General features: G+C 71.8%; 15 protein-coding genes and 1 riboswitch. Of the genes, 8 read left to right on the forward strand and 7 right to left on the reverse strand.

Annotated features, from left to right (window positions below):
* Positions 1–23 precede the first annotated feature (23 nt).
* A complete protein-coding gene (locus AC0KTA_RS08940; protein ID WP_481054584.1) occupies positions 24–2,975 on the reverse strand; it encodes a bifunctional acetate--CoA ligase family protein/GNAT family N-acetyltransferase in 2,952 nt (983 codons plus the stop codon).
* A gap of 262 nt (positions 2,976–3,237) precedes the next feature.
* Between AC0KTA_RS08940 and AC0KTA_RS08945 the strand changes: the two genes are divergently transcribed.
* On the forward strand, positions 3,238–3,519 hold the full coding sequence (locus tag AC0KTA_RS08945; RefSeq protein WP_016641838.1) for an HPr family phosphocarrier protein: 282 nt from the start codon (positions 3,238–3,240) through the stop codon (positions 3,517–3,519).
* Positions 3,520–3,746: 227 nt separating this feature from the next.
* On the opposite strand, the gene AC0KTA_RS08950 is transcribed toward AC0KTA_RS08945, so the two are convergent.
* The 4 genes from AC0KTA_RS08950 to AC0KTA_RS08965 all read right to left on the reverse strand — a co-directional run bounded on the left by AC0KTA_RS08950 (position 3,747) and on the right by AC0KTA_RS08965 (position 8,762).
* Positions 3,747–4,433, reverse strand: a complete 687-nt coding sequence (locus tag AC0KTA_RS08950) for a GntR family transcriptional regulator (protein ID WP_481054585.1) — start codon at positions 4,431–4,433, stop codon at positions 3,747–3,749.
* Positions 4,434–4,748: 315 nt separating this feature from the next.
* Positions 4,749–5,588, reverse strand: a complete 840-nt coding sequence (locus tag AC0KTA_RS08955) for a M23 family metallopeptidase (protein ID WP_481054586.1) — start codon at positions 5,586–5,588, stop codon at positions 4,749–4,751.
* 13 nt (positions 5,589–5,601) lie between these two features.
* Positions 5,602–5,762: riboswitch (cyclic di-AMP (ydaO/yuaA leader) on the reverse strand.
* Between the two features lie 256 nt (positions 5,763–6,018).
* Complete coding sequence (locus AC0KTA_RS08960) at positions 6,019–7,404, reverse strand: M16 family metallopeptidase (RefSeq protein WP_481054587.1); 1,386 nt, start codon at positions 7,402–7,404, stop codon at positions 6,019–6,021.
* Positions 7,401–8,762: a M16 family metallopeptidase gene (locus AC0KTA_RS08965; protein WP_481054588.1), complete on the reverse strand. Its 1,362-nt coding sequence runs from the start codon at positions 8,760–8,762 to the stop codon at positions 7,401–7,403. The genes AC0KTA_RS08960 and AC0KTA_RS08965 overlap by 4 nt, the downstream gene beginning before the upstream one ends.
* 386 nt (positions 8,763–9,148) lie before the next feature.
* Between AC0KTA_RS08965 and AC0KTA_RS08970 the strand changes: the two genes are divergently transcribed.
* Entirely contained in the window at positions 9,149–11,602 is a 2,454-nt protein-coding gene (locus AC0KTA_RS08970) for a DNA gyrase/topoisomerase IV subunit A (protein WP_481054589.1), read from the forward strand.
* 18 nt (positions 11,603–11,620) lie between these two features.
* Here the strand turns inward: AC0KTA_RS08970 and AC0KTA_RS08975 are convergent, their stop codons facing one another.
* Complete coding sequence (locus AC0KTA_RS08975) at positions 11,621–12,799, reverse strand: CobW family GTP-binding protein (protein ID WP_481054590.1); 1,179 nt, start codon at positions 12,797–12,799, stop codon at positions 11,621–11,623.
* 345 nt (positions 12,800–13,144) lie between these two features.
* On the opposite strand from AC0KTA_RS08975, the gene AC0KTA_RS08980 reads away from it, so the two are divergent.
* Positions 13,145–13,693 carry a DUF6082 family protein gene (locus AC0KTA_RS08980; RefSeq protein WP_481054591.1) on the forward strand — a complete coding sequence of 183 codons (549 nt, stop codon included), beginning with the start codon at positions 13,145–13,147 and terminating at the stop codon, positions 13,691–13,693.
* Between the two features lie 232 nt (positions 13,694–13,925).
* Positions 13,926–14,162 carry a hypothetical protein gene (locus tag AC0KTA_RS08985; protein ID WP_481054592.1) on the forward strand — a complete coding sequence of 79 codons (237 nt, stop codon included), beginning with the start codon at positions 13,926–13,928 and terminating at the stop codon, positions 14,160–14,162.
* A 206-nt stretch (positions 14,163–14,368) separates the two neighbouring features.
* Here AC0KTA_RS08985 and AC0KTA_RS08990 read toward each other — a convergent pair whose 3' ends face one another.
* A complete protein-coding gene (locus AC0KTA_RS08990) occupies positions 14,369–15,571 on the reverse strand; it encodes a citrate synthase (RefSeq protein ID WP_481054593.1) in 1,203 nt (400 codons plus the stop codon).
* A gap of 120 nt (positions 15,572–15,691) precedes the next feature.
* On the opposite strand from AC0KTA_RS08990, the gene AC0KTA_RS08995 reads away from it, so the two are divergent.
* The 4 genes from AC0KTA_RS08995 to AC0KTA_RS09010 all read left to right on the forward strand — a co-directional run bounded on the left by AC0KTA_RS08995 (position 15,692) and on the right by AC0KTA_RS09010 (position 20,365).
* The gene (locus AC0KTA_RS08995; protein ID WP_481054594.1) at positions 15,692–16,957 is read left to right on the forward strand and encodes a citrate synthase family protein; all 1,266 of its coding nucleotides are present in this window, start codon (positions 15,692–15,694) and stop codon (positions 16,955–16,957) included.
* A gap of 36 nt (positions 16,958–16,993) precedes the next feature.
* Positions 16,994–17,899, forward strand: a complete 906-nt coding sequence (locus tag AC0KTA_RS09000) for a sucrase ferredoxin (RefSeq protein WP_481054595.1) — start codon at positions 16,994–16,996, stop codon at positions 17,897–17,899.
* A gap of 121 nt (positions 17,900–18,020) precedes the next feature.
* Positions 18,021–19,691: a sensor histidine kinase gene (locus tag AC0KTA_RS09005; RefSeq protein ID WP_481054596.1), complete on the forward strand. Its 1,671-nt coding sequence runs from the start codon at positions 18,021–18,023 to the stop codon at positions 19,689–19,691.
* Positions 19,688–20,365: a response regulator gene (locus AC0KTA_RS09010; protein WP_481054597.1), complete on the forward strand. Its 678-nt coding sequence runs from the start codon at positions 19,688–19,690 to the stop codon at positions 20,363–20,365. Before AC0KTA_RS09005 ends, AC0KTA_RS09010 begins: the two co-directional genes overlap by 4 nt.
* The last annotated feature ends 16 nt before the right edge of the window (positions 20,366–20,381 follow it).

Raw genomic sequence — 20,381 nt, forward strand, 5'->3', positions numbered from 1 at the left:
GCCACGCGCGCGTGGGCAACGGTTCAGTACGCGGGCAGGGTGCGTGGGCCCATGTCGTCGCGGGCGGGCGGCGGGGCGAGGCGGACGACGGCGCTGAGGACGGACAGTCCCTCCTGGGCGACGACGACCGGCTCCAGTGCGACGGTGACCACCTCGGGGTGGTCGTCGACGAGCCGCGACAGGCGCATGAGGAGCTCTTCGAGGGCGGGGGTGTCCACGGGGGCCGAGCCGCGCCAGCCGAACAGGAGGGGGGCCGTCCGGATCGACCGGACCAGGTTTCCCGCCTCGCGGTCGGTGACCGGAATCAGCCGGTGGGCGGTGTCCCCGAGGAGCTCGGATGCCGCGCCCGCGAGGCCGAAGGAGAGCACGGCGCCCGCCACCGGGTCATGTCCGGCGCGCACGACGGTGTCCACGCCGCGGGCCACCATGGCCTGCACGACCGGGCGCAGCTCGGCGGGCCTGCCGAGGGTGTGGGTCAGTTCCCGGTAGGCGTGCCGCAGTTGCTCCTCGTCGGCGAGGTCGAGGCGGACGCCGCCGAGGTCGGGGCGGTGGCGCAGGTGGGGGGCGGTGGTCTTGAGGGCGACGGGGTAGCCGGCCTCGCGTGCGGCGCGCGCGGCGGTGTCGGCGTCGGGGGCGGGCAGGGCCTGGCGTACGCCGATGCCGTACCGCCCGAGCAGGTGGCGGGCGTCGTCCGGCTCCAGGGTGAGGCCGCGGGCGTCGTCGGCCTTGGCGAGGAGGTGCTCGATGAGGTCGCCCGCGCCCTGCTCGTCGATGTCGTCGTACTCGGGCACCTTGCCGGGGTCGGCGACGTCACGGCGCCACTGGGCGTACTTGACGGCTTCGGCGAGGGCGCGGACGGCTCGTTCGGCGGCGGGGTAGGCGGGGATGCGGTGGTGGGGCGGGGGGTCGGGGGGTGTTTCCGGGGGTGCGGGGGGTGTTTCCGGGGGTGCGGGGGGCTGTTCCGGCGATGTCGGGGGGTGGGGTGCCTGTGCTGTCGGAGGCTCGGGCTCCCGTACCGGAGCCTCCTGTGCCGAGGGCTCGGGCTCCCGTACCGAAGACTCCCGCGCCGAGGGCTCGGGCTCCCTCACCGGGGGCTTCCGCGTCGGCCCCGTGCTCGCCGCGGCGGACAGCGCTTCGGCGAGGCCGCCCAGCTCCACGTGCACGACGGTGACCGGCTTGGCCGGGCGGCTCGCGGCGGCGGTGCGGAGGGCCGCGGCCAGGGACTTGTCCTCTCCCTGGCGGGTGGACTCGCCGAGGGACGGGATCACGGTGACGACGACGGCGTCGCATCCGTCGTCGGCCAGCGCCGTGGTGAGGGCGGCGCGGAAGTCGTCCGGGGACGCGGCGGTGGTCAGGTCGCGGGGCGGCAGCGGCCGCAGGCCTTCGGCGACGCAGGCGTCGTACGTGAGCAGGCCGAGGGACTCGGAGTTGCCGAGGATGGCGACGCGCGGTCCGGCGGGCAGCGGCTGCCCGGCGAGCAGCAGTCCGGCGTCGACCAGCTCGGTCACCGTGTCCACGCGGATCACCCCGGCCTGGCGCAGCAGGTCCGACACGGTGGCGTGCGGGAGGCGGGTGGCGGCGCCCGCGTGGCCGGTCGGCGCGATGCCGGTGTGCCGGGCGCCCTGGACGACGACCAGGGGCTTCACGGCGGCGGTGCGGCGGGCGAGGCGGGTGAACTTGCGCGGGTTGCCGATGGATTCGAGGTACATGAGGGCGACGTCGGTGTCCGGGTCGTCGTACCAGTACTGGAGCACGTCGTTGCCGGAGACGTCCGCGCGGTTGCCCGCGCTGACGCAGGTGGACAGGCCCCACAGGCCGCGGCCGCGCCGGTGCAGGCGGGACAGGAGCGCGATGCCGATGGCGCCGGACTGGGTGAACAGGCCGAGGCGTCCGGCGGGCGGCAGCTCGGGCGCGAGGGAGGCGTTCAGGCGCACCTCCGGAGAGGTGTTGATGACTCCGAAGGCGTTGGGGCCGATGATCCGCATGCCGTACGAGCGTGCCTGGCGGACGAGTTCGCGCTGCCGTGCGCGTCCCTCGGGTCCGCTCTCGGCGTATCCGGCGGAGATCACCACGAGTCCTTGTACGCCGTGTTCGCCGCAGTCGGTGACGGCCTGCGGGACGCGCTCGGCCGGTACGGCGACGACGGCGAGGTCGACCGGTTCGGCGATGTCGCGCACGGAGCGGTGGGCGGGCACGCCGTCGACCTCGGCGGTGCCTTCGGGGAGGGTGCTGTTCACGGCGTACAGACGGCCGGTGAAGCCCGCGCCGAGCACGTTGCGCAGGATGCCGCGGCCGACGCCGTCCGGGGAGCGGCCGGCGCCGATGACGGCGACCGAGCCGGGCGCGAGCAGGCGCTGCACGGAGCGGGCCTCGGCGCGCTGTTCGCGGGCGCGCTGGACGGCGAGGGAGCGGTCGGTGGGTTCGAGGTCGAGTTCGAGGCGTACGACGCCGTCCTCGAAGCTGCGCTGCTGCTGATAGCCGGCGTCCGTGAAGACCTTCACCATCTTGGTGTTGGCGGGCAGGACCTCGGCGGCGAAGCGGCGGATGCCGCGTTCACGAGCGACGGCCGCGATGTGTTCGAGCAGCGCGGAGGCGACGCCGCGGCCTTGGTGGGCGTCCTGGACGAGGAAGGCGACCTCGGCCTCGTCCGCGGGCGCCGAGGCGGGGCGGCCCTGGGCGTCGATGCGGTCGTAGCGCACGGTGGCGATGAACTCGCCGCCCACGGTGACCGCGAGGCCCACGCGGTCGACGTGGTCGTGGTGGGTGAAGCGGTGGACGTCCTTGGCGGACAGGCGGGGGTACGGCGCGAAGAAGCGGTAGTACTTCGACTCGTCCGAGACCTGCTCGAAGAAGCTGACCAGGCGGTCGGCGTCTGCGGCTGTGATGGGCCTGATCCGGGCCGTTCCCCCGTCGCGCAGCACCACGTCGGCCTCCCAGTGGGAGGGGTAGGGGTGCCGGTCCGGCGGGGTCTGCATGGGGCCAGGGTACGGGTCGCGGCGCCGCCTGGGCCGGGGCAATGTGGGAGGGGTCGCACGGCGATCGGGCGCGGGACGTCCGTCCGCCGTGCGACCCTACGATCGTCCGCAGGCAGGCGTCCGCAGGCGGGCCCCTGCGATCGTCTGCAGGCAGCCCATGCGATCGTCTGGAGACGGCCCTGCGATCGTCCGACGGGAGCACCCGGGTCGGCATGAGATAGTGGTCTAGACAAGTGTGAGACACCTGGAAGGGCAGCAACACATGGCTGAGCGCCGCGTCAACGTCGGCTGGGCCGAGGGCCTCCACGCCCGGCCCGCCTCCATCTTCGTCCGTGCGGCCACGGCCGCGGGCGTCCCCGTGACGATCGCCAAGGCCGGCGGCAACCCGGTCAACGCCGCCTCGATGCTCGCGGTGCTCGGTCTGGGTGCGCAGGGCGGCGAGGAGATCGTGCTCGCTTCGGACGCCGAGGGTGCGGACGTCGCCCTCGACCGTCTGGCGAAGCTGGTCGCCGAGGGGCTCGAGGAGCTTCCCGAGACTGTGTGATCGGTGACGGTGCTCCGCACTCGGAGAACACCGCCCGCATAAACGTGAAGGGCCCGCCCATAATCCAGGGCGGGCCCTTTGCGTATCCGACGCATACCCGGCGTATATCCGGCGCATATCCGGCGCATATCCGGCCCGCAGCCGAGGACTGCATATCCGGGGACGGAATTCGGGCAGCAAAAGGCTATTGCTCGCGAGCGCGTCCTTCTTTGTATACGGCGCCGCCGTTAATTCCGGGCGCTCACCGTGTTTACGGCATGTTGCGAATCCCTCACCCGCCCGGCGCGGGAGCCGACTCGCGGCCGGTGCGCGGCGGCCGCGCGTTCGGTGTGCAGCATCGTGAGCGCGCGGGCCCGCTCCGCGTCGCCGCGGGCGACGGCGTCGACGACGGCGGCCCGCTCGGCCCAGGTCTCCGCGGGCGCGGCCTGCGGCTCGGTGACGTACATCCAGGCGATCTTGTGCCGCAGCTGGGTGAGCAGGGTGATCAGGCCGGGGCTGGCGGAGGCCTGGGTGAGCGTCTCGTGGAACCAGCCGTCGAGCGAGCGCAGGTCTTCGGCGCCGCCGCGCCGGGAGCGCTCCTGGCCGAGCCGGACGAGGCCGCGCAGGACCTTCAGGTGGGCGTCGGTGCGGCGCTGTGCGGCGCGCGCGGCGGCCAGCGGCTCCAGGAGCGCGCGGATCTCGAGGAGGTCGGCGGCGTCCTGCTCGGAGGGCTCGGCGACGCACGCGCCGGCGTGCCTGCGGGTGACGACGAAGCCCTCGGCCTCCAGGGTGCGCAGGGCCTCGCGCACGGGCACGCGGGAGACTCCGTAGCGGCGCGCGAGCAGTTCCTCGGTGAGGCGCGTGCCGCGTTCGTAGACACCGGAGACGATGTCGTCCCGGATGGCTGTGCATACCGAGTGCGCGGGAATGCGCATGACGGACCTCCGCTTTAATGCCCGCGAAACGCGTCGGTCGGCGCGTCGGCCGACGCGTCGAATGGCGCTCCTGCAACGACTCCATGGACTCCGTGCGGAACCCATGGACTCCCTCTGGACCCTGTCGACATGGACTCTATTGCAAGGGGCCGCATTTTCCGACGGGGGGCCGGAATCCATGGATATCTTTTGGCCAAAAAGGCATGCATACGCGGAAAACCCCGGCTCGGGTGAGCCGGGGCTTTCGTGAAGCCGGGGTTCTGGCCGCGGAGGTCCTGACCTCGGGACTCCGTGGCGTCAGTCGCTTCGGTCGCTTCAGACGTTGACGCCGTGCGAGCGCAGGTACGCCACGGGGTCGATGTCCGAGCCGTAGTCGGGGCCGGTGCGGGCCTCGAAGTGCAGGTGCGGGCCGCTGGAGTTGCCGGTCGAGCCGGAGAGGCCGATCTGCTGGCCGGGGGTGACCGTCTGGCCGACCGTGACGCTCAGGGACGACATGTGGCCATACTGCGTGTACGTGCCGTCGTTGTGGCGGATCACGACGTTGTTGCCGTAGGCGCCGCCCCAGCCGGCCTCGACGACGGTGCCGGCGGCGACGGCCTGGACCTGGGTGCCGGACGCGGCGTGGAAGTCGACGCCGGTGTGGCTGCCGGAGGACCACATGGCGCCGCCGGTCTTGTAGCCGGTGGAGACATAGCTGCCGGCGATCGGCGCGACGTACGAGCCCAGGCGCTTGCGCTCGGCCTCGCGGGCGGCGCGCTCCTTGGCCTCGCGCTCCTTCTCGGCCTTCGCCCGCGCCTCGGCCTTGGCCTTCGCCTCGGCCTTCCGCTTGGCCTCGGCGGCCTTGCGCTTGGCCTCCGCGGCCTTGGCCTTCGCCTCGGCTTCAGCCTTCGCCTTGGCGGCGGCTTCGTCGGCGGCCTGCTTCTGGGCGGCGGCCTGGGCGTCGATCTCGTCGGCCAGGGAGTCGCCGATGGAGATGGACTGGGTGAGGCCGGTGTGCGCGTAGTCGGCGGAGGAGCCTTCGGCGGCGAGCGCCGGGGCGGCCAGGCCCGAGATGACGCCGGTGGTGGTGAGCGCGGCGACGCCCGCGGCACTGGCGGTCGTACGCGTCAGGCGGCTCGGACGGCGATGCTTGCCGGTGGGGCGGGTGAACGCCATGAAGCGGCTGATCCTTTCCTTCCTTCTCGCCTACCGGGTTAGCTGACGGGTTCGGAGCAGGAAGGTCTCCTACGGGCTCCTCGCCTCGCGGCAAGGGGTCCGATTCACCCCAGGGACGTGTGGGTCCCCGGCTCCCCTGGCTCGCGCCGTACGGGGACTCGGCGATGACTGTCCGGTGCCGCGGACGCGGCGTGGTGCCTGACGGACAGCCGGACCGACGCTAAACGCCTCATCTTTCAATCGACAAACGGATCAGGGCTTTTGTAGCGCACGCCACAGGGCAGACGACCAACCTCCGTGCCAATTCGGACATATGGCGGCATGCAGGGACCCCAGCGGCTTCTTGAGCCACTGGGGTCCTTGTTCGTACGGGGCGTTGGTGACGCTATGTCCAGCTTTGCGCTACAGGTTCACCGCTGCCAGTCCGCAATCAGCCGGTGACCACCGTCACTTCACCGATGCCGAGCGCCTTGACGGGCTCCTCGATCTGTGCGGCGTCACCCACGAGGACCGTCACGAGCCGGTCGTCCGGGAAGGCGTTCACGACGGCCGCGGTGGCCTCCACGGTGCCCGTCTCCGCCAACTGGCGGTACAGGCGCGCCTGGAAGTCGTCCGGCAGGTTCTGCTCGACCTGGTCGGCGAGGGTGGCGGCGACGGCGGCCGCGGTCTCGTACTTCAGCGGAGCGACCCCGACGAGGTTCTGCACGGCGACGTCGCGCTCGGGGTCCGTGAGACCCTCCGCGGCGAGCGTGCGCAGGACCTTCCACAGGTCCTCCAGGGCCGGGCCCGTGTTCGGGGTGTCCACGGAGCCGCTGATGGCGAGCATCGCGGCGCCCGTGCCGTCCGGGGCGGAGCGCAGGACCTGGCTGAAGGCACGCACTCCGTAGGTGTAGCCCTTCTCCTCGCGCAGGACACGGTCCAGGCGGGAGGTGAGGGTGCCGCCCAGGCAGTACGTGCCGAGGACCTGCGCGGCCCACACGCGGTCGTGCCGGTCCGGGCCGACGCGGCCGATGAGGAGCTGTGTCTGTACGGCACCGGGGCGGTCCACGATGACCACGCGGCCCCTGTCGTCGGCGGTCACCGGAGGCATCGGCCGGGGCTCGGCCGCGCCGCCGGTCCAGGCGCCGAGGGTGTCCGCGAGGACGGTGTCCAGGTCGGTGCCGGTGAGGTCGCCGACCACGACGGCGGTGGCCGCGGCGGGGCGGACATGCTTCTCGTAGAAGGCGCGCACGGCCGCGGAGTCGATGGCCGCGACCGTCTCCTCCGTGCCCTGGCGCGGGCGCGACATGCGCGAGGACGCCGGGAAGAGCTGCTTGGAGAGCTCCTTGGCGGCGCGCCGCGCCGGGTTGGCGGTCTCGTGCGGAATCTCGTCCAGGCGGTTGCGTACGAGGCGCTCGACCTCGCTGTCGGCGAAGGCGGGCGCGCGCAGGGCGTCGGCGAGCAGGCCGAGCGCCTTGGGCAGGCGGGAGACGGGCACCTCGAGGGAGACCCGTACGCCCGGGTGGTCCGCGTGCGCGTCGAGCGTGGCGCCGCAGCGGTCCAGCTCGGCGGCGAACTCCTCCGCGGAGTGCTTGTCGGTGCCTTCGGAGAAGGCCCTCGCCATGATCGTGGCCACGCCGTCCAGGCCCTGCGGCTCGGCGTCCAGGGGCGCGTCGAGGTGGATCTCCACGGCGACGAGCTGCTGGCCCGGGCGGTCGCAGCGCAGCACCGTCAGGCCGTTGTCGAGCGCGCCGCGCTCGGGGGCCGGGAAGGCCCAGGGCCTGGCGACGCCCGCCTGGGGCTGCGGGTGGAACTGCATCGTTGCGGCCTCGGTCACTTCGCCGCCTCCTCGTCGTCCTGGTCGTCCTCGGCAGCGCCGGCGGCGTCTTCGGAGCTGATGGGTTCGTACACGAGCACCGCGCGGTTGTCCGGGCGCAGGCGGGCCTTGGCGATCTCCTGGACCTCCTCGGCGGTGATGTCGAGGACGCGCTGGACGGCCGTCAGGGCGAGCTGGGCGTCGCCGAACAGGACGGCGAAGCGGCACAGTTCGTCGGCGCGGCCCGCGACCGTGCCGAGACGGTCGAGCCACTCGCGCTCCAACTGTGCCTGGGCGCGCTCCATTTCCTCCGGAGTGGGGCCCTCTTCGGCGAACCGGGCGAGCTCCTCGTCGACGGCTGCCTCGATGACGGGGACCTCCACGTCGCCGGACGTCTTCACGTCCAGCCAGCCGAGGGAGGGCGCGCCCGCGAGCCGCAGCAGGCCGAACCCGGCCGTCACGGCGGTGCGGTCACGGCGTACGAGACGGTTGTACAGGCGCGAGGACTCGCCGCTGCCGAGGACCGTGAGCGCCAGGTCGGCCGCGTCGCACGCGCGCGTGCCGTCCTCCGGGAGGCGGTAGGCGGCCATCAGGGCGCGCGCGGGGACCTCCTCCTCGACGACCTCGCGCAGCTCCTCGCCGATGCGCTCGGGCAGCGAGCCGTCGCGCGGGGGCTGCTTGCCGTCGTGCGAGGGGATGGAGCCGAAGTACTTCTCGATCCAGGCGAGCGTCTGCTCGGGGTCGATGTCGCCGACGACCGAGAGGACGGCGTTGTTCGGCGCGTAGTACGTACGGAAGAAGGCGCGCGCGTCCTCGAGGGTGGCCGCGTCCAGGTCGGCCATGGAGCCGATCGGCGTGTGGTGGTACGGGTGGCCCTCGGGGTAGGAGAGGGCGGTCAGCTTCTCGAAGGCCGTTCCGTACGGAACGTTGTCGTAGCGCTGGCGGCGTTCGTTCTTGACGACGTCCCGCTGGTTTTCCATCGACTCCTCGTCGAGCGCCGACAGGAGCGAGCCCATGCGGTCTGCCTCCAGCCAGAGGGCGAGCTCGACCTGGTGGGTGGGCATCGTCTCGAAATAGTTGGTGCGCTCGAAGCTGGTGGTGCCGTTCAGCGAGCCACCGGCGCCCTGCACCAGTTCGAAGTGACCGTTGCCGGGCACCTGCTTCGACCCCTGGAACATCAGGTGCTCGAAGAGGTGCGCCAGGCCCGTACGGCCCTTGACCTCGTGGCGCGAGCCGACGTCGTACCAGAGGCAGACCGCGGCGACCGGGGTCAGGTGGTCCTCGGAGAGCACCACGCGCAGGCCATTGGCCAGCCGGTGCTCGGTCGCTGTCAGGCCGCCGGAGCCGGCCTCGGCTGTGGCCGTGTGACCCATGGGCATGTACGTCCCTTCGATCGCGAAATCCTCGATAAGTGCTGCCAGTCCTGCCGCTGCCAGTCCTGCCACTGTAAGCAAGGCCGCGGACACCTGGCGAAGTTCCCGGTCCGCCCTCCGCGTAGTCGAATTTCGCCCTCGGCGTGATCGGCCGGGGAGGCTGGGCTCCGGCCGCCCGGCGCGGCGGGTCGTGATCATGGTGGTGCCGGTCTGCCGATCATGGTGGTGCCGGTGTGCTGCCGGGTTGACGCACGGCCGACACGCGGTCGGCGTGCGGTTGAAGCCCGGTTGAAGCCCGCCCACCACCGGGTCGTGGTCGGGGTTGTCAGTGGGACAGTCCACAATGGTCGGCGTCAGATCCCGCACTTGTTGGTGAAGGAGCCGCAGCAGCGATGGCCCGCCGCAGCACGAAGACCCCGCCGCCCGACGACTCGTTCGAGGAGAAGATCCTCGACATCGACGTCGTCGACGAGATGCAGGGCTCCTTCCTCGAGTACGCCTATTCGGTCATCTACTCCCGCGCCCTGCCCGACGCCCGGGACGGCCTGAAACCGGTGCACCGCCGCATCGTCTACCAGATGAACGAGATGGGCCTGCGCCCCGAGCGCGGGTACGTCAAATGTGCCCGAGTCGTCGGCGAAGTGATGGGAAAGCTGCACCCTCACGGCGACGCGTCGATCTATGACGCCCTGGTGCGCATGGCACAGCCCTTCTCGATGCGCCTGCCGCTGGTCGACGGCCACGGCAACTTCGGCTCCCTGGGCAACGACGACCCGCCGGCCGCCATGCGGTACACCGAATGCCGCATGGCGGACGCGACGTCCCTGATGACGGAGTCGATCGACGAGAACACGGTCGACTTCGAGCCGAACTACGACGGCCAGGAGAGGGAGCCCGTCGCCCTCCCGGCGGCGTATCCGAACCTCCTGGTGAACGGCGCCTCCGGCATCGCCGTAGGCATGGCGACGAACATGGCGCCGCACAACCTCGGCGAGGTCATCGCCGCCGCCCGGCACCTGATCAAGCACCCCGGCGCCGACCTCGAGACGCTGATGCGATTCATCCCCGGCCCGGACCTGCCCACGGGCGGCCGGATCGTGGGCCTGTCCGGCATCAAGGACGCGTACGAATCGGGGCGCGGCACCTTCAAGATCCGCGCGACGGTCTCCGTGGAGTCCGTGACCCCGCGCCGCAAGGGCCTGGTCGTCACCGAACTGCCCTTCACCGTCGGCCCCGAGAAGGTCATCGCCAAGATCAAGGACCTGGTCGGTTCGAAGAAGCTCCAGGGAATCGCCGACGTCAAGGACCTCACGGACCGCGCGCACGGCCTGCGCCTGGTCATCGAGATCAAGAACGGCTTCGTCCCGGAGGCCGTCCTGGAGCAGCTCTACAAGCTGACGCCGATGGAGGAGTCCTTCGGCATCAACAACGTCGCGCTGGTGGACGGCCAGCCCCTGACGCTCGGCCTCAAGGAGCTCCTCGAGGTCTATCTCGACCACCGCTTCGACGTGGTGCGGCGCCGCAGCGAGTTCCGCCGCAGCAAGAAGCTCGACCGGCTGCACCTGGTGGAGGGCCTGCTCGTCGCCCTTCTGGACATCGACGAGGTCATCCGCCTCATCCGCTCCAGCGAGAACTCCGCGCAGGCCAAGGAGCGCCTGATGGAGCGCTTCTCGCTCAGCGAGATCCAGACGCAGTACATCCTGGACACCCCGCTGCGCCGCCTCACCAAGTACGACCGCATCGAGCTGGAGTCCGAGCGCGACAGGCTGAACGCGGAGATCGACGAGCTGACGCGGATCCTGGAGTCGGACGCGGAGCTGCGCAAGCTGGTCTCCTCCGAACTGGCGGCCGTGGCCAAGAAGTTCGGCACGGACCGGCGCACGGTGCTGCTGGAGTCGGGCGGCGCGCCCGCCGCCACGGTGCCGCTGCAGGTGGCGGACGACCCGTGCCGGGTGCTCCTGTCGTCGACGGGCCTGCTGGCGCGTACGGCCAACGGCGAGCCGTTCGGCGAGAGCGACGGCAAGCGCGTCAAGCACGACGTGATCGTCTCCGCGGTGCCCGCGACGGCGCGCGGCGAGGTGGGTGCCGTGACGTCCGAAGGCCGGCTGCTGCGGCTCTCCGTAGTGGACCTGCCGCAGCTCCCGGACACGGCGTCGGCGCCCAACCTCTCCGGAGGAGCCCCGGTCGCCGAACTGCTCTCCCTGGAGGCGGACGAGAAGCTGATCTGCCTGATGACGCTCGACGAGTCCTCGCCCGGCCTGGCACTCGGCACCGAGCAGGGCGTCGTCAAGCGCGTCGTTCCCGACTACCCCACGAACAAGGACGAGCTGGAAGTCATCACCCTCAAGGACGGCGACCGCATCGTCGGCGCGGTCGAGCTGCGCACGGGTGAGGAGGACCTGGTCTTCATCACGGACGACGCGCAACTGCTGCGCTATCCCGCGGGGCAGGTCCGCCCGCAGGGGCGTCCGGCGGGCGGCATGGCGGGCATCAAGCTCACCGACGGCGCGAAGGTCATCTCCTTCACGGCGGTCGACCCCGCGGTGGACGCCGTGGTCTTCACGGTCGCGGGCTCGCGCGGCACGCTCGACGACTCGGTGCAGACGACGGCCAAGGTCACGCCGTTCGACCAGTATCCGCGCAAGGGGCGCGCCACGGGCGGCGTGCGCTGCCAGCGGCTCCTGAAGGGCGAGGACTGCCTGAGCTTCGCCTGGGCGGGCCCGACGCCCCCGCGCGCGGCCCAGCGCAACGGCATGCCGGCCGAGCTGCCCGAGCCCGACCCGCGCCGGGACGGCTCCGGGGTGTCGCTGGCGAAGCCGGTGGTGGCGGTGGCCGGGCCGGCGTAGCCGGCGAGGCTCGGCGGCTCAGCCCGTTTCGGGGGAAGGGTCGGAGGCCGGCGCCGCCTCCGGCTCCGATTCCGGCTCCTGTACGTAGCGCAGGACGCCCCACATGCCGAACTCGTCGGTGTGCGGGGCGTCCTCGCCGTTCTCCCGGCACATCGTCAGCTGCTCGTGCAGCGCGGCGACGTCTATGCCGGAGCCGATGAGGACGAGCTGGGTGAGCCGCTTCTCACCGGGCTCCCACGGCTCGGGATAGAAGCGCAGGAACCGCCCCACGGAGTGCACGGCGTACCGGTTGCGGGCGTCGGCGGCGCCGAAGTCGACGTACCCCTTGATGCGGTACAGCCCCTCGGGCCTGCTGTCGAGGAACGCGATCAGGCGGCGCGGGTTGAGGGGCGCGTCGGAGGTGAAGGCGAGACTTTCGTAGCCGACGTGCAGGTGGGTGTGGCCGGGGCTGTCGCAGCCGCAGGAGCCGTCGTGCCCATCGGCATCAGGGGCACTGCTCTCCGCGTCAGGGGCACCCTCCGCGCAAGGCCCGCCGTCGGGCCCGCCCCCGTGGTCGTGCAGGTCGTCGAAGGAGAGCTGCCCCACGCGCTCCTCGACGGGCTTGCGGTCGAGGAGGAGCTCCACGTCGACGCGTCCGTACGAGGCGGGGACGACGGCCGCGCGGTCGGTGAGGCGGTGGACCTCGGCGAGGATCCGCTCCCGCTTGGCGTCGCCCACGCGGTCGGCCTTGTTGACGACGACCAGGTCGGCGATGCCCAGATGCCGGTCGACCTCCGGGTGCCGCTCACGGGTGGCGTCGAACTCGGCGGCGTCGACGACCTCCACCAGGCCGCCGTACACGATGTGGGGGTTCTCGCTGGCGAGCACCATGCGCATGAGTTCCTGCGGCTCGGCGAGCCCGCTCGCCTCGATGACGATGACGTCGATACGGGCGGACGGGCGGGCGAGCCGGTCCAGGTACTCGTCGAGCTCACTGGCGTCCACGGCGCAGCAGAGGCAGCCGTTGCCGAGTGAGACGGTGGAGTCGCCGAGTGCTCCGGCGACGGCCATCGCGTCGATCTCGATGGACCCGAAGTCGTTGACGATCGCACCGATCCTGCTGCCGCCGCTGCGGTGGAGCAGATGGTTCAAGAGGGTCGTCTTCCCGGAGCCGAGGAACCCGGTGAGTACGACAACCGGAATCTGCTGCTCACGCACGTGCGGCCCCTCGCGTCAACTCACATCAAGCTGGATCAAGTCGCTCAAGACGCGTACACATCGCGGCGACGAAGGTGTACGACGATTGAAGACCGCTCCAGGATATGTGCGCGTAGACGCGCCGGTTGGTGAACGATTGTTAGCGGCGCTCGCGGGGCACACATTGGGCACGGCGCAGGGATATGTGGGCACCGTTTCCTTCCGTGCGCCTCCTCTCCGCCTCCCGGCCGATCAGAGCCGCTCGGCACCCTGGGAGACGGCAAGCGCCGCCCATCGCTCGCCGGTCCGCGTCCTGTCGCCCCGTACCCGACGACCGGCGGACGGTCGCCTGATTCGGGGGTTGACATGACCACACGGAAAGCATGGACAGGGGAGCTCCGCTCCGCGGCCGGAGCGGGGCTCGCCTTCGCCGCCGGGTGTCTCGTGCTCCTGGCCGCCCAGCAGCGCACATACAACGAACGGCGTGCCCAGGCGGACCGCGCGGAGCGCGCGGAGTGGCGCCGCGCCATGATGGCGGAGCAGCAGGAACTCCAGCTCTATCTGCTCCGCAAGGCGATCGAGGACCCGGACCTCGCGGCGGTCTACAGCATCGCGGAAGCGGAGTCGCCCACTCAGCGCCGCCAGTTCCTCTTCGCCAACGCGCTCTACACGAACGCGCTCCTGGCCTACCGCAGCGGCGTCGTCACCTGGGAGGAACTCCACGGCCACCTGCGCTGGATCTGCACCAACCCCGTCTTCCGGCAGTACTGGCACGCCACCCGCCACCAGCGCGCCAGTCTGCAGGATGCGTCGGACGAGGCCCGGGTGGGCCGGATGACGGACACCATCATCCGCGACCTGGACGAGGCCGACTCCGACGAGTGGTGGGTCGTCGGTGAACCTCCGCCTGAATAGGTCCAGTTGGAGCAGCCCGTGACCGAGACGCGATAAGGAGGGGCTAATCTATCCCCGCCCCGTCGTCCGTTTTCCGGATGGCGGGCGCTGACGCATGTCCGCGTCACGGGACGGCGGCCGGCTTCTGTCCGGCCGACACTCCCCCTCTCCCCACACCCCCATCACACATCACCATCACTTCCTGACTGTCCACCTACCCATGACCGTTCACTCCTCAAGGACCGGGATCCACTTGAAGATCGTGCGCCGCATCGGTGCGTCACCACGGGAACGTGGCAGCCTCGCCGGCGATACCTGCCCCGACATCTTCGAACTCAGCAGCGGCGACTTCGCAGTCATCGGGACAGAGGCCACAGCGGCGCTCGACGGCGAGCTGCCCCCGGACGCCGCACGCGCCGACCACGAACGCATCGTGATCGTCAGCCGCGAGACACTCGTCCGCGCGAAAGCCGACATTCCCAACAGCTGATCCGCGGCGCGAAGTGACGACGGCGCTCACCACGCCCTCTCCGTCGAGGTCCTCCGGCCACCCCGTTGAGGCCCACCTCCGGAAGACGAACTCCTTCGCCCGCCCCCACCGACTTCGCTTCCTGTGAGGCCCGCGCCCGACCGGCGCCGGGCCTCACAGCCGTTTCAGCCCGCAGATTGCGCGTCTCAGCCTGCAGATTCCGCGCCTCAGACCGCGGGCTCCTCCGACGCGGGCACCGCCGACGCAGGCACCGGAACCGGCGGCACCGGCCCCACATACCGCGCCGCCGGGCGGATGATCTTCGAGTCGTCCGCCTGTTCCAGGATGTTGGCGCCCCAGCCGACCACGCGTGCCGACGCGAAGGTCGGCGTGAACATCTCGCGCGGCAGCCCGCACAGCTCCATGACCACGCCCGCGTAGAACTCCACGTTCGTGTGGAGTTCGCGGCCGGGCTTGAGCTCCGCGAGGATCGCCTCGACCTGCCGCTCCACCTCGACCGCGAACTCCACCAGCTCGCCGCCGAACCCCTGCGCGATCCCGCGGAGCATGCGTGAGCGGGGGTCCTCGGTGCGGTAAACGGGGTGCCCGAAGCCCATGATGCGCTCCCCCGCGAGGACACGTTCACGGATCCAGGGGTCGATGCGGTCGGGCGTGCCGATGGCGTCGAGCGTGTCGAGGGCCCGGCTCGGGGCGCCGCCGTGCAGGGGGCCGGACAGCGCGCCCACCGCACCCACGAGGCAGGCGGCGACATCCGCGCCGGTCGAGGTGATGACCCGGGCCGTGAAGGTGGACGCGTTGAAACCGTGGTCAATGGTTGAGATCAAGTATTGCTCGACCGCCCTGGCCCGGTCGGCGTCCGGCTGCGAACCCGTGAGCATGTAGAGGTAGTTGGCGGCGTACGGGAGGTCGTCGCGCGGCTCCACGGGTTCCAGCCCTTGGCCGAGCCGGTACAGCGCGGTGAGCAGCGTCGGTACGACGGCGGACGCGGCCAGCGCGTCGGCGCGGCGCCGGTCGCCGTCTATGTCGTACACCGGCCGGAAGCCCTTGGCGGCGCCGAAGAGCGACAGCGCCGAGCGCAGCCCGGCGAGCGGGCCCGACAGCGCGCTGGCGCGGGCGATGCCGGGCAGCGCCGCGCGCACCTCCTCGGGCAGGTGCCGCAGGGCGGCCGTCTGCCGGGTGAAGGCGGCTCGCTGTGCGGCGTCCGGCAGTTCCCCGTGGAACATCAGGTGCCAGACGTCCTCGAAGCTGCGGGTCTGCGCGAGCTCCACGGCGGAGTACTGGCGGTAGTGGTAGAAGCCCTCGCGCCCCCTGACGTCACCCAGTTCGGTCTCGGTGACGACGACACCCGCGAGTCCGCGTGGGACCTCGACGGGGGCGGTGGGGGCGGCGGCGGAGCCATTGATCGGCATGTTGTTCCTCGACTTCCTCCCTGGACTTGATTCGACTGTCCATGCTTGACTGAATCTCTGTCAATATTGATTGAATCAATGCTCCCATTCAGATGTCGGGAGGTGGATACGGTGACGCCCATGACGGATCAAGAAGCGGGCCACGGCGCGTCCGCCCGCGAAGACCGCCGCCTCAGCACCAAGGAGGCGGCGGAAGTGCTCGGCGTGAAGCCGGAGACCGTGTACGCGTACGTGAGCCGCGGCCAGCTCAGCAGCCGCCGCGGCCCCGGAGCGCGCGGCAGCACCTTCGACCCCAAGGAAGTCCAGGCACTGGCACGCAGGAACAGGCGCGAACCCGCGGCCGCGACCGGCGCCAACGAGCTGTCCGTGCGCACGCGCATCACGCTGATCGACAAGGACCGCTACTACTTCCGTGGCGTGGACGCGGCTGAACTGGCCCTGCGCCACTCCTACGAAGAGGTGGCCGAGTGGCTGTGGACCGGCGTCCTGCGCCCCGGCATCCACTTCACCCCGCCTCCGGAGCCGGCCGGAGCGGCGCGCCTGGCCGTGCGCGCCCTGCCGGAGCACTGCGGCCCCACCGACCAGCTGCGGGTGGCGGCCATCGCCGCGGCGGCCGCGGACCCGCTCCGCTTCGACCTCTCCGAAGAGGCCGTCATCGGCACGGCCCGCTCGCTGATCCCGACGCTCGTGGCCGCGCTCCCGCCCGTCATGCCGTCGCACCGGGACGGGGACCCCCTCGCCGGTCGCCTCTGGGGGCGACTGAGCGGCCGCAAGCCCGACGAGGCCTCCCTGCACGCCCTGGACACCGCGCTGGCGCTGCTCGTCGACCACGACCTGGCGGCGTCCACGCTGGCGGTCCGCGTCGCGGCGTCGGCACGCGCCCATCCGTACGCGGCCGTGTCGGCGGGCCTCGGCGTCCTGGAGGGCCCGCTACACGGGGCTGCCAGCGGGCTTGCCCACCGCATGCTCCTGGAGGTCCTGGACCGCGGCACGGCGGCACCGGTCGTCGCGGGCGAACTGCGCGCGGGCCGCCGCGTCCCGGGACTCGGCCACCGCCTCTACCCGGGCGAGGACCCCCGCGCGCGGGCGCTGTTCGGCCTCCTGGAGACGATGCCGAAGGCTGGCCCGGCGCTGGCCGCGGCCCGCGACGTGGTGGCCACCACGGCTCGCCACACCGACCTGCACGCCAACGTCGACCTCGCCCTGGCCGTCCTCACCGTCTCGTCCGGCATGGCTGCGGAGGCGGGCGAGACGGTGTTCGCCGTGGCACGCACCGCCGGCTGGATCGCGCATGCGCTGGAGGAGTACGGGGAGCGGCCGATGCGGATGCGTCCCGTCGGGCAGTACACCGGGGTGCGGCCGCCCCAGCCGCTGCCCGGCGCATGAAACCGGCCAGGCCGGGGGCAGGTTAGGCTCGCCTCCGTGAGTACGTGCGCGACCGCCTCGCGGGATCTGGACGAACCTCTCGCGGGCACCGCGGCCACCGCCAGGACTTGGCTGCTCCTGGAACAGCCCGGCCCCTGGGGCGCCAAGGCGCTCACATCGAGCCATCTGGATCCGGTTGTGGGCCGCGCCCTGGAGCAGGCCGTGGAGGCGACCGGCGTACGGATCGCGCTCATCCGGCGCCCGGGGCGCCACGCCGACCGCCACACACCCGCGCGGCACCGGGTGTACGTCGCCCACACCCTCCCCGGAAACGCCTGGCTGCGCTCCCACGTGGTCGACGATCCGCGGGAGTTGCTGGACCTGGACTTCCCGGCGCTCGGCGCGGGCGACCACGGCGGCTTCGGCATTCCGCACACCGGGGATCCGCTCGCGCTCGTGTGCACCAACGGCAAACGCGACCGCTGCTGTGCCCTGCTCGGCCGGCCGCTCGCCGGCGAAGTGGTCGCCTCCGGAGAGGGAGGCGTCTGGGAAGTCACTCATCTGGGTGGTCATCGCTTCTCCCCCACGCTGCTCGTCCTGCCGCACGGCTACGCGTACGGCCGCATGGCCTCGCCCGCCGTCAAGGAGATCCTCGAGGGGGTGCGGGAAGGGCGTGTCGTCACCGAAGGGTGCCGGGGCAGCTCCGCCTGGGAGCGCCCCGGACAAGCCGCCGAGCTGGCGGTGCGCGCGGCCGCGCGGGAGGACACCGCGGGCGCGCTGAGCGTCGTACGCACGACGGGCGCCGCTCCGCGCTGGGAGGTGACGGTCGCCCACACCGACGGCCGCCGCTGGCGCGTCACCGTCGCGCAGGGTGCTGCGCTGCCGCCGCGTCCGGAGAGCTGCGGGGCGGCTCTGGCGTCACCGGCGCGGATGGACGTGATGGCGGTGCGGGAGATCGCGTAGGGCTGCGCCGGCCGACACCGGCAGCGGCGACCGCACCCGCACCCAGGAAGTACCGCCCACCAGGAGATACGCGCCACACTGACTTCGGAGTAGCCCGCCCAGCGCCGTACCGTTCGTACACATGAGCCCCGCTCCCCCTGTCCGACGTCTGCGCCTCGGCCTGCCGCGGCGCGTCTTCTCGCAGGTGCTGCTGATGCAGGTGGCGATCGCCGCCGGGGTAGCCGTGCTCGCCACCGGGCTCTTCCTCGCGCCGCTCAGCGACCAGCTCGACGACCAGGCGATGCGCCGGGCCCTCGCCATCGCGCAGACGACGGCGGCCCAGCCCCGGATCGCAGAGGACCTGAGCTCCTCGCGCCCGACGCCCGACGGTCCGGTGCAGTCTGCGGCGGAGCGGATCCGCAAGGCGAGCGGCGCCGAGTACGTCGTGATCATGAACAAGAAGGGTGTGCGCTGGTCGCACACCGACCGAGACGAGGTCGGCAGGGTCGTCTCGACCGACCCCAGCGACGCGCTCGCGGGCCGCGACGTCATGGAGATCGACAACGGCACGCTCGGCCGCTCCGCGCGCGGGAAGGTGCCGTTGCGGGACGCGGGCGGCACGATCGTGGGCGCCGTCTCCGTAGGCATCGAGTACGACAGCGTGCGCGCCCGGCTGATCCACACGATCCCGAGCCTGTTCGCATACGCGGGCGGGGCACTCGCCGTCGGCGCGCTCGCCGCCTACTTGATCTCCCGCAGGGTGCACCGCCAGACGCGGGACCTCGCGTTCTCCGACATCTCGGCGCTGCTCGCGGAGCGCGAGGCGATGCTGCACGGCATCCGTGAGGGCGTCGTCGCCCTGGACCGCGGCGGCCGGATACGGCTGCTCAATGACGAGGCGCAGCGGCTCCTGGGCCTCGGCACGGAGGCGATCGGGCAGCCCTTGGAGGCCGCGCTCGGCGAAGGCCGCACCGCCGACGTCCTTTCGGGCCGCGTCACCGGCACGGACCTGCTGACCGTACGCGGCCAACGCGTCCTGGTCGCCAACCGCATGCCCACCGACGACGGCGGCGCCGTCGCCACCCTCCGCGACCGCACCGAACTGGAACAGCTCGGCCGCGAACTCGACTCCACGCGCGGCCTCATCGACGCCCTGCGCGCCCAGGACCACGAGCACGCCAACCGCATGCACACGCTGCTCGGCCTGCTCGAACTGGAGATGTACGAGGAGGCGGCGGAGTTCGTCGGCGAAGTGGCGGGCGCCCACCGGGTGACCGCCGAGCAGATCACGGAGAAGATCCACGATCCACTCCTGTCGGCCCTGCTGGTCGGCAAGGCCACCGTCGCCGCGGAGCGAGGTGTGACCCTGACCGTCTCCGAAGACACCGCTCTGCCCGACCGGCTCGTCGACCCCGGCGGTCTCGTCACGATCGTCGGCAACCTCGTCGACAACGCGCTGGACGCCGCGACGGGCTTGCGCAACGGAGCTGTGGGCAGCGGGCACGCGCGCGTAGAGGTCGCTTTGCGAACCGCGGGCCCAGAGGGACGCACGGTTGTCTTGCGGGTACGCGATACGGGCCCCGGTGTGCCGGCGGATCGGCGTGAGTCGGTCTTCACGGAGGGCTGGACCACCAAGGAGCCGCCGGCCCACGGGAAGCGCGGCATCGGGCTCGCCCTGGTGCGCAGGCTCGCCGAGCGGCAGGGCGGCAACGTGGACGTCGGCGCGGCGCCCGACGGCGGCGCCGAGTTCACCGTCGTACTGCCCGAAGGGCTCGCGGAGCCCCGACCCGTCGCCACGAAGGAGACACGATGATCGAAGTACTGGTCGTGGACGACGACACACGCGTGGCGGACGTCAACGCGGCCTACGTGGAGAAGGTCCCCGGCTTCCGGGTGACCGGGCGCGCGCACAACGCCGCCGAGGCGCTGCGGCTCGTCGAGGAACTGACGGTCGATCTGGTGCTGCTCGACCACTATCTGCCGGACGAGACCGGCCTCGCCGTGGTCCGCTCCCTGCGCGAACGCGGCCACCAGACCGACGTGATCATGGTGACGGCGGCGCGCGATGTCGCCACGGTGCAGGCCGCGATGCGCCACGGCGCGCTGCAGTACCTGGTCAAACCCTTCTCGTACGCGGGACTTCGCGCCAAGCTCGACGCGTACGCGACGCTGCGCCGCACCCTCGACGGTGGCGGTGAGGCCGAGCAGGCCGAGGTCGACCGCATCTTCGGCGCCCTCTCGGCCACGCCGGCGCCGGAGCTGCCGAAGGGGCACTCCCCCACGACCGCGGAGCTGGTCCGCAGGGCGCTGATGGCCGCTGAAGGGCCGATCTCCGCCCAGGAGTTGGCGGAGCTCACCAGGCTGAGCCGGCAGACCGCACAGCGCTATCTGAAGCTGCTGGAGCGCACGGGCCGGGTGCGGCTGAGCCTGAAGTACGGCGACACGGGCCGCCCCGAGCACCGCTACGAGTGGACGTCCGCCCTCTGATCAGCCTTATGACCGG

This window comes from Streptomyces sp. Y309, from assembly GCF_056712025.1.